We start from the raw sequence: 12,438 nt of genomic DNA, 5'->3' as shown, positions 1-12,438 counted from the left end.
TCCATTCCGCACGTATAGGTTCCTATGCCTGGGGTCAGGTGGCCGGGCTGGGGTCCGAACGCTCGTCCGTCGGCGCCGCCTGCACGTCGCGGACCTGGTACTTCTCCACCGCCTGCCGCACGACCGAGCGGTCCACATGACCCCAGTCGGCCAGCGAGGCCAGCGTGCGGACGACGATCGTCTCGGCGTCCACGTGGAAGTGCCGGCGCAGCGCCGGGCGGGTGTCGGAGAGACCGAACCCGTCGGTGCCCAGCGAGTGCAGCCCGTGCGGCGCGTACGGCGCGATCAGGTCGGGAACCGCGCGCATCCAGTCAGACACCGCGATGACCGGGCCCTCGGCGTCCTGCAGCCGCGAGGTGACGTAGGGGACCTGCGGGTCCTCCTCGGGGTGCAGGAGGTTGTGCTCGGCCACCGCGTCGGCCTGGCGGCGCAGCTCGCCCCACGAGGTCACCGACCAGACGTCGGCGGAGACGTTCCAGTCGTTGGCCAGCAGCTCCTGTGCCCGCAGCGCCCACGGCACCGCGACACCCGAGGCGAGCACCTGCGCCTTGGGTGGGTGGGCTCCGTCAGCAGCGCTCTGCGGCCCCTCGGCGTAGCGGTACATGCCCGCCAGCACACCCTGGACGTCGAGGTCCTCCGGCTCGGCCGGCTGCACGAACGGCTCGTTGTAGACCGTCAGGTAGTACATGACGTCGGGGGAGCGGTGCCCGCCGAGCGGGGCGCCCGGGTCGTCGCCGTACATCCGCACGAGGGCGTCCCGGGTGATGTGGGCGACCTCGAAGGAGAACGCCGGGTCGTAGGACACCACCGCGGGGTTGGTGTGGGCGAGCAGCAGCGAGTGCCCGTCCTCGTGCTGGAGGCCCTCGCCGTTGAGCGTCGTCCGCCCGGCGGTGGCGCCCAGGATGAAGCCGCGCGTCATCTGGTCGGCGGCCGCCCAGAAACCGTCACCGGTCCGCTGGAACCCGAACATCGAGTAGAAGATGTAGATCGGGATCATCGGCTCGCCGTGCGTGGAGTACGAGGTGCCGACGGCGGTGAACGACGCGGTGGAGCCGGCCTCGTTGATGCCCTCGTGCAGGATCACGCCCTGCTCGGACTCCTTGTAGGCCAGCATCAGCTCGCGGTCGACCGAGGTGTAGCGCTGGCCGGCCGGGTTGTAGATCTTGTGGCTCGAGAAGAGCGAATCGAGGCCGAACGTGCGGGCCTCGTCCGGGATGATCGGCACGAAGCGCGGGCCGAGCTCCTTGTCCTTGAGCAGCTCCTTCAGCAGGCGGACGAACGCCATCGTCGTCGCCACCTCCTGCTTGCCGGAACCCCGGCGCAGGACCTCGAGCGCCTTGTCCTCGGGGGCCTTGAGCAGCTTGGCCTCCGAGCGGCGCCGCGGGACCGCGCCGCCCAGCTGACGGCGCCGCTCGAGCATGTACTCCAGCTCGTCGGACCCCGGCTCCGGCCTGTAGTACGGCGGCAGGGTCTTGTCGAGCGCCGAGTCGGGGATGTCGAGGTAGAGCCGGTCGCGGAAGGCGGCGAGATCCTCGGCGGTCAGCTTCTTCATCTGGTGGGTGGAGTTGCGGCCCTCGAAGTGGCTGCCCAGCGTCCAGCCCTTGATGGTCTTGGCGAGGATGACCGTGGGCTGACCCTTGTGCTCCTGTGCCGCCTTGAACGCCGCATAGACCTTGCGGTAGTCGTGCCCGCCGCGGGAGAGGTTCCAGATCTCCTTGTCGCTCATGTTCTCCACGAGCTTGCGGGTCCGCGGGTCGCGCCCGAAGAAGTGCTCGCGGACGTAGGCGCCGTCCTCGGCCTTGTAGGTCTGGTAGTCGCCGTCGGGCGTCTGATTCATCAGGTTGACCAGGGCGCCGTCGCGGTCGGCGGACAGCAGCGCGTCCCACTCCCGGCCCCAGATGACCTTGATGACGTTCCAGCCCGCGCCTCGGAAGAACGACTCCATCTCCTGGATGATCTTGCCGTTGCCGCGGACCGGGCCGTCGAGCCGCTGCAGGTTGCAGTTGATGACGAACGTGAGGTTGTCCAGCTCCTCGCGGGCGGCCAGGCCGATCGCGCCGAGCGACTCCGGCTCGTCCATCTCGCCGTCGCCCAGGAACGCCCAGACGTGCTGGTCGGAGGTGTCCTTGACGCCGCGGTCGTGCAGGTAGCGGTTGAACCGGGCCTGGTAGATCGCGTTGAGCGGGCCCAGGCCCATGGAGACGGTGGGGAACTCCCAGAAGTCCGGCATCAGCCGCGGGTGCGGGTAGGAGGACAGTCCGCCTCCGGGGTGGCTGACCTCCTGGCGGAAGCCGTCGAGCTGCTGCTCGCTCAGCCGGCCCTCGAGGTAGGCGCGCGCGTAGATGCCGGGAGAGGCGTGACCCTGGAACCAGATCTGGTCGCCGCCGCCCGGGTGGTCCTTGCCGCGGAAGAAGTGGTTGAAGCCGACCTCGTAGAGCGAGGCGGAGCTGGCGTAGGAGGAGATGTGCCCGCCGACGGCGATCCCCGGCCGCTGCGCGCGGTGCACCATGATCGCGGCGTTCCAGCGGATGTAGGCGCGGATGCGGCGCTCGACGTGCTCGTCACCGGGGAACCACGGCTCGCGGGAGGGCGCGATCGTGTTGATGTAGTCGGTGCTGCGCAGGCCCGGCACGCCGACCTGCTGCTCGCGGCTGCGCTCGAGCAGCCGGAGCATCACGTACCGGGCGCGTTCGCGGCCGGCGTTGTCGACGACGGCGTCGAGCGAGTCCAGCCACTCCTGCGTCTCGTCGGGATCGGTGTCGGGAAGTTGGCTCGGCAGCCCGTCGGTGATGACCGCGCGGGGCGTGCCGGCTTCGCGGGCGGGGTCGCCGTCCGACTGCTGCGGTGCGCTCATGTGTCCATCGTCTCCCGTCGGGGCCACCGTCGTCACGTCCACCGGCCGCTTGTGTGCCGAGTCGTGCGTTCCCGCTGATCGTCCTCCACGGGTCGTCGCCCGCTACGGGCGGCTTGCGCCAGACGTGTCATGCCCTACGCTTCCGCCAGCGGTGGCTCGGCGTGACGGGTTCCGCACCGCATACCCGGAGTCGATCCGGGCAGCGGACGTCGGAGAGAGCGAGAGGGGTGACATGACCAGGCAGCGGGGAAGCCACCCGCCGGTCGTGTCCGTCGCGTGCGCCCTGTCCCTCGACATCGCCGGTGCAGCCCGGCTCGGCGGTTGCTTCCTTCGTCGGGACGACGAGGAACAGCGACTGTGACGCGTCCGCGCGCGCTCGGCGCCGCGACAGGGCACCATCCACCCCACGACCGGTCAGCAGCAGACCACTCCATGGAGGATCAGCAGGGATGAGCGTCGACAGCACCGGCATGGCGGCCCGGTTGGGCATCAAGCCGGGCATGGTCGTGCAGGAGCTCGGGTGGGACGAGGACGCCGACGAGGATCTGCGCGACGCGATCATCGAGGTCTCCGGCGGCGAGATGGTCGACGAGGACACCGACGAGGTGGCCGACGTCGTCGTGCTGTGGTGGCGCGAGGACGACGGTGACCTCTTCGATGCGCTGACCGACGCGATCACCTCGCTGGCCGACGACGGCGTCGTCTGGCTGCTGGTGCCCAAGTCCGGCCGGCCCGGGCACGTCGAGCCCGGCGACGTCACGGAGGTCGCGCCCACGGCCGGCCTCTCGCAGACGAGCAGCATCTCCGCCGCCAAGGACTGGTCGGGCATCCGGCTCGTCACCCCGAAGGCCGCCCGCTCCCGGCGCTGAGGCACGATCGGGGGCATGAGCCTCTCCGTCGGCGACGTCGCACCCGAGTTCAGCCTCCCCGACCAGGACAGGCAGGTCGTCTCCCTCGCCGAGCTGCGTGGGACGCCGGCCCTGCTGGTCTTCTACCCCTTCGCCTTCTCCGGCCTGTGCACCGGCGAGCTGTGCCAGCTGCGGGACGAGCTGTCGGTCTATACCGACGCGGGCGTGCGGGTGCTGGCCATCAGCACCGACCCGGTCTTCAGCCTCAAGGCCTTCCGCGAGAAGGAGGGCTTCGACTTCGCCCTGCTCTCGGACTTCTGGCCGCACGGCGCCACCGCTCAGGCCTACGACGCGTTCAACGAGAAGGCAGGCATGGCCCTGCGGGCCACTTTCCTCGTCGACGCCGACGGGAAGATCACCTTCGCCGAGGTCAACTCGCCCGGTGACGTCCGCGAGCAGTCGGGCTGGAAGGACGCCGTCAGCAAGCTAACCTCCTGACTTGCGGCCCGGGGATGTAGCCCTGGCCTCGTCCAGAGGCTCACCCCGAGCGTTCGAGGGGTGAGGGGGACGGGGTCCTCTTACTACCCTGGGCGCGCGGGGCGCGTAGCTCAGCGGGAGAGCTCTCGCCTTACAAGCGAGCGGTCGCAGGTTCGATCCCTGCCGCGCCCACTCCGTTCCGCCGTCCGGACCACGCCTCACCGAGGTCAGCTCCAGAACGGTCATCCGGCGCGGGTGACCGGTCCCAGGCGCATCTCGGCGCCGTGCACGTCTCGCGGGCGCGCGGTTGTTTCGCAGCCCGGAGCGGGCGGCTACTCGCGGACGACCCAGACCTCTGCGGGACCTCGGGGGGTCTCCTGGAGCTGGCGGGGCTCGAAGCGCTCGTAGACGCCGAACCAGCGGGGACCGTCGTAGACGAGGACGGAGGACACGAGCTGCTCTGCGGGCACCTCGTCGACCTCACCGTGGCGTGGGCCGCCCCAGTGCGAGATCAGCGGCATGGACATCACGGTAGTCGGGGCTGATCACGCACCCATGGCCGCCTCCCGGAGAGGAGTGTCAGGCGGCGGTGCCGTGCGCGGCGACCGGGTCGGCCGCCGTGGGCTGTGCGGGCTTCGGGAACGCCGGGCGCAGGAACAGTGGCGCCTTGAACTTCTTCCAGGAGCCCTCGCGCTGGGCCAGCCGGTCGGCCACCGCCCAGATCGAGGCCGGGTGGTGCCCCAGCCCCAGGTGGCTGGCCATGACGGCGATGTTCTCGCAGCGCTCGCCGGGGGTGTCCAGGCAGGTCTGCCAGTGCACGATCCCGTCGTAGTGCGAGTAGATCGAGGTTGCCGGCACCGGCAGCGGCGTCGTCTCAGACTCCAGCGGCAGGGTGCGGTGCTCGACGTGCAGGTGGGAGTAGCGGTCGAAGACCTTCGTCGCCCGGCTCTGGCTGTGGCGGGCCAGGCGGAACGGGCTGCCGAGGGTGACCACCTGGCGGACCGACTCGGGAGAGCGGCGGGCGAGGTCGCGGGCGAAGATCCCGCCGAGGCTCCAGCCGATCAGCGAGACGGGCCGCTGGTGCTTGTCGCTGAGGTGGTCGAGGAGGTCGCGGGTGCCCTTCACGCAGCTGGCCGTCGGGCCGATGTTGCGGCCCAGGCCCCAGCCGTGCGCGTCGTAGCCGAGCTTCCGCAGCACGGCGCGGAGCGCGCGGGTGGAGATGTCGTCGGCGAGCAGGCCCGGCAGGACCAGGACGGGGTGGCCGTCGCCATGGGGGAGGCGGGACATCAGGGGCTTGGCGGCCAGGTAGAGCCCGTAGTCGCCCATGGCCCGGCCTGGCTCCGTGAGGTAGAGCGGGAGTGCGGGCCCGCCGTCTCGTCGTGCTGCCACTTCGTCCTCCTGGTGCCGGCCTCCGTTGGTACGGACGTGTACCAAGATGGGGCCTGGGTCACACCCCGTCGACAGGGAGCGCGGGCAGATGTTGCTCAAATGTGTTCTGGGTCATATCAGCCGTTCATGTTCCGCTGCTACACGGCGGACTCCGATGAGCGGTTCGGCGGGCGCACGACGGGCATGTCACCTCGCCGGACGGAGCGAGGAAGGATGCAGGGGTGACCGAGCAGCGCGACCAGTACGGGCGGAGCAGGACGGTGGACCTGGGAGGTCCGGTCCACTACGTGGACTTCGGCGGGCCGGACGCCGCCCCCACGGTCGTCCTCGTGCACGGGCTCGGGGGCTCCCACCTGAACTGGGACCTGTTCGCGCCGCTTCTCAGCGACCACGCCCGCGTCCTGGCCCTGGACCTGCCGGGCTTCGGTCGCAGCGAACCTGGGGACCGTCGCACCACGGTCCACGACAACGTGCAGGTGCTCGACCGGTTCCTGGCCGAGGTGGCCGGCACGCCCGCCGTCCTGGTGGGGAACTCGATGGGCGGGATGATCTCCATCCTGCAGGCCGCCGCCTCGCCGCGGACCGTCGACGGCCTGGTCCTCCTCGACGCCGCCGTCCCCGGGCCGCGGCGGGCGCTGGACCCGCTGGTGGCGGCCACCTTCGCCGCCTACGCGATCCCGCGGGTGGGGGAGCGCTTCCTGGCCCTGCGCCGCAAGCGTTCGACGCCGTTGCGCCAGGTCCGCGACATGCTCCGGCTGTGCGGGGTCGACCCCGATGCGCTGCCGCCATCGGTCATCGACAGGTCGCTCGCCCTCGTGGAGCAGCGGCAGGACGTCCCGGCGATGGACAGGGCATTCCTCTCGGCGACCCGGTCGCTGGTCCGGGTGCTGCTCGACCCGCGCCGGTACCGCGAGGCGATGTCCTCGATCCGGGTGCCCGTGCTGATGGTGCAGGGCGACGCGGACCGCCTCGTCCCGGTGGCCGCCGCCCGTGAGGTCGCCGGCACGCACCCCGGGTGGCGCTACCTGGAGCTGCCCGGCGTCGGGCACGTGCCGCAGCTCCAGGTGCCCGACCGGGTCGCCGAGGCCGTCCTGGCCTGGCTGGAGGAGACCGCCGAGGCTCGTTCCGCCGTCTGACTACGTGCGGGGCTGATCCCGCAGGGTGTCCCGGAGGGCTTCCAGGCCGCTGTACCGCGGTCGCCAGCCCAGCTGCTCCCGTGCCTTCGTGGTGTCCATGATCGCCGGCCGGCTGGCCGCCTCGACCCATTCCGCCACCGGGGGCAGGAACGGCAGCCGGGAGAACGCGCGGGCGGCCACCTGCGCCGGCGCGGCCGGCAGGGGGATCGGCAGCGCGCCGAACTCCCGGGCCACGTCCGCCGCGGTCAGGATGCCGTCACCGGCGATGTTGTAGGCCCCCGGCGGACCGGCACCGACGATGCACTGCACCAGGGCACGGCCGACGTCCTCCTCGTGGATGAACTGCATCGGGAGCTGGGGCACGAACATCGGCACGGGGACGGGTAGCCGCCGCGGACGGCCGAACAGCTTCCGGCCCAGCGGTGCCAGCGGACCGGGCAGCACGTCCTTGCCCCCGATCGCGTTCGGCCCCAGCACGACCGGGGGCCGGAGCAGGAACAGCGCCGGCTCCGGGTGCTTGCCGGCCTCCTCCTCCAGCAGCTCCTCGAGCTCGGCCTTCTCCTGCGCGTAGAACAGCCGCGCCGCCGGGCGGGTGGGCCACTCCTCGTCGATCCGCTCCGGGTTGTCGGCGTGGAAGCCGTAGGCCGCCACCGAGGAGGCGTAGACGAACCGGTCGACCTGCGCCGCGGCCGCCGCCCGGAACACGTTGAGGGTGCCGTCGACGTTGATCGACCGGGTCGTCTCGCGCGAGGCGTTGCCGGTGATCAGGAACGCCAGGTGCACGACGACGTCGACGCCGTCGAACGCCGCCCGCAGCGCCTCGGGATCGCGGACGTCGCCCTGCCGGTATTCCATCTTCGTCCAGCCGCGCTCGGCCGGGTCGAACGGACGCCGGGCGATGCCGATGATCCGGCCGATGCGGTCGTCGTCCTGCAGCAGCGGCACCAGGCCGGAGCCGAACGTGCCGGTCGGCCCCGTGACGGCGACGGTGAGCTGCCGATCGGCGTCATCGGGCTCGTCGAGCCCGCGCGGCCCCCTGCCGAGGGCGCCGGCGTCGCGTCGTTTCGCGGGGCTCACCGAGCGGCTGCCGTGGTCGTCTTCTTGGCCGGCCGGGTGGTCTTCGCCGGCGCCTTCCTCGGTGCCGCGGCCGCCCGCCCCGTCGCCGCGTCCGCGTCGGCCTCCGCCCGGACCTCCTGCTGGGTCTGCTTCTTCGCCAGCGCCAGGAGCTGCTCGATGCCGCGGCGGATGCCGCCCGAGAGGACGTCGACGTCGGGGTAGCCGTCGAAGTCGGCGTTGATCCCGAACGTCATCGTGTTCAGGTAGGAGAAGATCCCGATCGAGCAGCGGGTGCCGCCGGCGATCGGCACGTACGCGGTGGCGCTGCACATGCGCTTGCCGAGGACGTACAGGGGCACCCGGGGACCGGGCACGTTGGTGGTGACCGCCTGGCACCACATCTGGCCGGCCTGGAGTCCGGCCCGGACGCCCATGGACAGCAGCGTCGGCGCCACGAAGTTGCCCATCGAGATGATCGAGTTGGCGTCGACCGCCTGCATGGCGCGCTTGTACTCGTCCATCTGCCCGCGGATGGACCTGAGCCGGTCGATGGGGTCGGACAGCCCGACCGGCAGGTCCACGAACACCGCCGAGACCTGGTTGTTGAGGCTGCCCTTCTGGTTCTCGCGGCGTACCGAGACCGGCACCATCGACCGGACGACGAGCTTCTCCGACGACAGCTCGCCGCGGCCCTTGAGCAGGTCGCGGAACCCGCCGGTGATCGCGGTGAGGACGACGTCGTTGACCGTGCCGCCGAACGCCGTCCGGACGGCCTTGAACTCCTCGAACCTGCCCTCGGTCCAGGCCCAGCGCCGGTGCGGGCCGATCGGGCCGTTGAGCGACCGCGCGGTGGGGGTGATCGCCTGCTTCGCCAGGGAGGGCACCGTCCGGGCCAGCGTCTTCCCGGACGCGGCCAGCTCCTGGACGGCCCGGACCGGGCTGCCGATCGCCGGGGCGTTGGCCAGTTGCTGCATCGGGCTGGTCAGGCTGTCCGTGACCGAGCCGGCCATGATCTCGAGACTGGACGGGCTGCGCCGCGGCGTCCAGTCCTGGACGGCCTCGTGCGTCGCCTCCGGGTCCAGGTCGAACATCAGCTGCATCAGGTCGGTACCGGCGACGCCGTCGACCATGCAGTGGTGGACCTTGGAGATCAGCGCCCAGCGGTCGTCGGCCAGGCCCTCGACCAGCCACAGCTCCCAGAGCGGCTTGGCCATGTCCAGCCGCTGACCCAGGACGCGTCCGGCCAGGTTGCGCAGCTGCTCGTCGCTGCCCGGCTTCGGCACCGCGGTGTGCCGCACGTGGTACAGGATCTGGAAGTGCGGGTCGTCCACCCACAGCGGCCGGCCGAGCTGCATGGGCACCGGGCGCACCCGCTGCCGGTACCTCGGCACCTTCGGCAGCTTGCCCAGGATCAGCCGAACGACGTCGCCGTAGGTGGGGGCGGGGCCGTCGAAGACGGCCACCGACCCCACGTGCATCGGGGTGTTCTCGCTCTCCGCGTAGAAGAAGCTCGCATCGAGGGCGCTCATCCGGTCCACGTCTTCTGCTCCTCGCCGCCCTGGTCGCGGTGCTCGGACCGGGGCCGTCACGTCGTCGGGTGGCCGCTGAAGTCAAGCGTGTCGCTGAGTTGCTGCACAACTGATCTGTGGCGGTCGCCACAGTGCACTGCCCCGCGCGTGGCCCGGTCAACCGGCCTTTCGCAGCCGGGTCTCCACGCGGTCCATCAGGGCGTTCAACGCGTCGTCGACGATCTGGGTACGGGTGAGGTTGACGCTGTGTCCGGCGCCCGGGACGACGACGAGCTCCGCGCTCCCGCCGATCGTCTCCGCGATCCGGCGGCCGTGCGGTGCCGGGGTGAGCCGGTCGTGGGTGGCCGCGACGACGGTCACCGGCACGCGGCGCAGGACCTCGAGGGCCGCCGTCTCGTCGTGGTCGAGGAAGGTCGCGTAGAAGGCCATCGTGACGGGGAGGGGTGTCTCCTCGAGCATCTCCTGCACCAGTCGCACGCTGGCCGGGTCGGCGTCGTCCCGCCCGAAGAGGAGCCGGCGGATGGCCCGCCGGCCCACTGCCGTCCCGCGTCGGCGGAAGCGCTCCAGCAGCGGCGCGAGGAGTTGCAGGAGGCGCAGGTACAGCGGCAGCAACCCGAGGCGGCGGATTCCCTTCACCGCGAACCCGAGCGGGCCGGTCTCGACCAGCCCGCCGGCCGACGTCGCGAGGAGGAAGACCCCGACGACGCGGTCGCCGAACAGCTCGGGTCGCTGCCGGGCCAGCGCCATGATGCTCATGCCGCCCATGGAGTGCCCGGCCAGGACGACGGGGCCGTCCGGCACGGCGGCGTCGAGCACCTGCCCGAGATCCCGGCCGGTGCGGTCGATGGTCGCCTTCGTGAGCGGCGTCCACCCGGAGCGCCCGTGCCCCCGCTGGTCCCAGAGCACCAACCGTGCCCGGTCGCGGAGGGCGGCACGCTGCAACTGCCACTCGGCCAGCCGCGCGGTGAACCCGTGGGAGAAGACGACGCTGACCGGCGCGCGCTCGGCGCCGTCGAACTCCACGTGCAGGGGGACGCCGTCGTCGGTGGTCACCGTCCGGGACCCCGGCGGCGGGGGAGCGGTCGGCTTCGGCAGGGACAGGGGCGGGACGTCGGACGGCACGCCGCTCATCCCAGGGCCGCATCCAGCGGGCCGCAACCGGGGGCTCAGACGCCGCCGCGCCGTCCGGGGGCGTTCTCGCGCACCAGCCGCCGGGCGGTGTCCACCTCGCGGGCCACCGGGCCCAGCACGCCGTCGGCGTGGATCTCGGCGTCGTCGGGGACGCGGTGGACCCGCACGTCCTCCTCGAGCTGACGGATCGCCTTGCGCAGCACCGCCACCTGGGCGAGGTCGGGCGCGGGCTCGCCCTCCCGCTGGGCGATGACGGCCGCGGTGACGGCGTCCGACGTGCGCTCCAGCTGCACGATGACCGGCCACCAGGCCGCGGCCCGGTTGCTGATCGGCGGCGGCTCGGCGAGCCGGCGCTGGAGCTGGGTCTGCAGCTCGGTGAGCGCGCGGTAGTTGCGCCGGCGGGCGCGGCGCCGGTCGGCCGGACTGCCCGTGAACGCCGCCTCGACGAAGGCGTCGAGGGCGAGCGCGGCGGCGCGGAGTGCCTCGTCGAGCGGTGCCCGCCAGGTCTGCGGCCAGAGCAGGTAGCCGAAGACCAGCACGATCGCGCAGCCGATGAGGGTGTCGGTGAGCCGCGCACCCACCAGACCGGGCCCACCGGGCAGCGCGAGCTCCAGCAGCAGGATGATCACCGGGGTCTGGAAGACGCTGAAGAGCCCGAAGTTGGCGTTCCGCGCCCAGGGAAGCAGCGCCGCGAAGCCGGCCATCGCGACCAGCACCCAGGCGTTCCGCGGCAGGACGGCCAGCAGTGCCGAGCCGATGAGGACGCCGAGCAGCGTGCCCGCCCCGCGCTGGATCGCCCGGGTGAAGACCGACCCGAAGTCCGGCTTGAGGACGATCGCCACGGTGAGCAGCACCCAGTAGGGGCGCTCGATCGGCAGGTACTGGCGGGCCACCTCGGCGACGGTCATGCACAGCGCCAGGCGGACGGCGAAACCGCGGCTCTCGGGGCTCGCGAGCGTGCGGTCGGACAGCTCGCGCAGCCGGGTCCGCAGGGGCACCACCGCGCGCTCGGCGGCGGCGCCGGCCCGCTCCTCGGGGTCGCCGACGACGTTCCAGACCAGCCGGATCCCGTGGCGCACCGCGCGCCGGCCCGGCGGTGCGTCCTCGAGCGGCGGGGGCCGCTCCACGGTCAGCTCGGCGTTCCCCTCGAGCGCCGCAGCCAGCGCGCGGACGGCCGTGACGTCCTGCGGATCGGCCGGGACGCCGGTCCGCGCAGCGGCGACCGCACCCTCGACGAGGGGAGCGGCCGCGTTGAGCACGCCGGCGAGCTCGGAGAGTTCCCTGATCCGCCCGGCGGAGTGGCTGCGGCTGCGGATGACGCGGTCGTAGGCGGCGTTCAGCGAGGCGGTGAGCCCCCGCCGGATCTCGTCCGACCGCTCGGTGCCGCTGGCGTCGAGCAGGTCGGCGATGCTGCGGAAGACGGCGGCCACGGACTCGCGGTCGGGATCGAGGGCCTCGGTGCGGGCCTGCACGAGCGTCGTGGACGTGGCCCAGGCCGCTCCGCAGAAGAAGAAGCCGACCTCCGCCGGCAGGGACAGCTGCGTGATCAGGCCGGAGGAGAGGGCGGTGTAGACGAGGAGCTGCAGAGAGCCCAGGGACAGCGCGGCGTTCACCGAGCTGATCAGCGCCGCCACCGCGGAGATCGCGGCGATGACGACCACCGGCTCCCAGCCGCCGCCGATGGCGTACTGGCCGACGAGCAGGCCGACGGCGCCGAAACCGATGGCGGCGGCGGTGCGCCGCAGGCGGTCGCGCAGCGGGCCCGACTGAGGGGCCAGGCTTCCGGCGAGCGAGCCCATGGTCGCGAAGACGCCGGCGGCGAGGGTCGGTCCGGCTGCGACGCCGCCCTCGACCGCCACGGCGACGGCCAGCGGCGCCGGCACGCTGACGGCGAAGCGGACGACGTCGCGCCAGGGCACCGGCGGAGGCGTCGTGCGGACCAGTTCCTCGAGCCAGGCGGGCGCCCGGAGGCCGCGCTGCCGGGGCCCGCGGTCGTTCACGTGTCCTCCTCGCTGGCG

General features: G+C 72.3%; 10 protein-coding genes and 1 tRNA gene. 4 read left to right on the top strand and 7 right to left on the bottom strand.

Annotated features, from left to right (window positions below; all coding sequences use genetic code 11):
• Positions 1–34: 34 nt before the first annotated feature.
• Positions 35–2,854: a pyruvate dehydrogenase (acetyl-transferring), homodimeric type gene (gene aceE, locus FHU33_RS15345; RefSeq protein WP_142026111.1), complete on the bottom strand. Its 2,820-nt coding sequence runs from the start codon at positions 2,852–2,854 to the stop codon at positions 35–37.
• Between the two features lie 449 nt (positions 2,855–3,303).
• Between aceE and FHU33_RS15340 the strand changes: the two genes are divergently transcribed.
• The 3 genes from FHU33_RS15340 to FHU33_RS15330 all read left to right on the top strand — a co-directional run bounded on the left by FHU33_RS15340 (position 3,304) and on the right by FHU33_RS15330 (position 4,371).
• A complete protein-coding gene (locus FHU33_RS15340) occupies positions 3,304–3,723 on the top strand; it encodes a DUF3052 domain-containing protein (protein WP_142026110.1) in 420 nt (139 codons plus the stop codon).
• Positions 3,724–3,738: 15 nt separating this feature from the next.
• On the top strand, positions 3,739–4,200 hold the full coding sequence (locus FHU33_RS15335; RefSeq protein ID WP_142026109.1) for a peroxiredoxin: 462 nt from the start codon (positions 3,739–3,741) through the stop codon (positions 4,198–4,200).
• A gap of 99 nt (positions 4,201–4,299) precedes the next feature.
• Positions 4,300–4,371, top strand: a tRNA-Val gene (locus FHU33_RS15330).
• 140 nt (positions 4,372–4,511) lie between these two features.
• Here FHU33_RS15330 and FHU33_RS15325 read toward each other — a convergent pair.
• Together FHU33_RS15325 and FHU33_RS15320 are read right to left on the bottom strand one after the other, a co-directional pair.
• Positions 4,512–4,700 (bottom strand): hypothetical protein, encoded by a 189-nt coding sequence (locus tag FHU33_RS15325; RefSeq protein WP_142026108.1) that lies wholly within the window; start codon positions 4,698–4,700, stop codon positions 4,512–4,514.
• Positions 4,701–4,758: 58 nt separating this feature from the next.
• The gene (locus FHU33_RS15320) at positions 4,759–5,568 is read right to left on the bottom strand and encodes an esterase/lipase family protein (RefSeq protein WP_142026107.1); all 810 of its coding nucleotides are present in this window, start codon (positions 5,566–5,568) and stop codon (positions 4,759–4,761) included.
• A 221-nt stretch (positions 5,569–5,789) separates the two neighbouring features.
• Between FHU33_RS15320 and FHU33_RS15315 the strand changes: the two genes are divergently transcribed.
• The gene (locus tag FHU33_RS15315) at positions 5,790–6,704 is read left to right on the top strand and encodes an alpha/beta fold hydrolase (RefSeq protein ID WP_142026106.1); all 915 of its coding nucleotides are present in this window, start codon (positions 5,790–5,792) and stop codon (positions 6,702–6,704) included.
• On the opposite strand, the gene FHU33_RS15310 is transcribed toward FHU33_RS15315, so the two are convergent.
• The 4 genes from FHU33_RS15310 to FHU33_RS15295 form a co-directional block, all read right to left on the bottom strand.
• Positions 6,705–7,781, bottom strand: coding sequence for an NAD-dependent epimerase/dehydratase family protein (locus tag FHU33_RS15310; protein ID WP_142026105.1), 1,077 nt, complete (start codon positions 7,779–7,781; stop codon positions 6,705–6,707).
• Positions 7,778–9,289, bottom strand: coding sequence for a WS/DGAT/MGAT family O-acyltransferase (locus FHU33_RS15305; protein WP_246063941.1), 1,512 nt, complete (start codon positions 9,287–9,289; stop codon positions 7,778–7,780). The genes FHU33_RS15310 and FHU33_RS15305 overlap by 4 nt, the downstream gene beginning before the upstream one ends.
• Positions 9,290–9,445: 156 nt before the next feature.
• Positions 9,446–10,411, bottom strand: coding sequence for an alpha/beta fold hydrolase (locus tag FHU33_RS15300; protein WP_246063667.1), 966 nt, complete (start codon positions 10,409–10,411; stop codon positions 9,446–9,448).
• A 44-nt stretch (positions 10,412–10,455) separates the two neighbouring features.
• Complete coding sequence (locus FHU33_RS15295) at positions 10,456–12,420, bottom strand: FUSC family protein (protein WP_142026102.1); 1,965 nt, start codon at positions 12,418–12,420, stop codon at positions 10,456–10,458.
• Positions 12,421–12,438 lie beyond the last annotated feature (18 nt).

This window comes from Blastococcus colisei (assembly GCF_006717095.1).
Classification (GTDB): Bacteria; Actinomycetota; Actinomycetes; order Mycobacteriales; family Geodermatophilaceae; genus Blastococcus_B; species Blastococcus_B colisei.
This window is presented reverse-complemented; position numbering and strand designations above follow the sequence as displayed.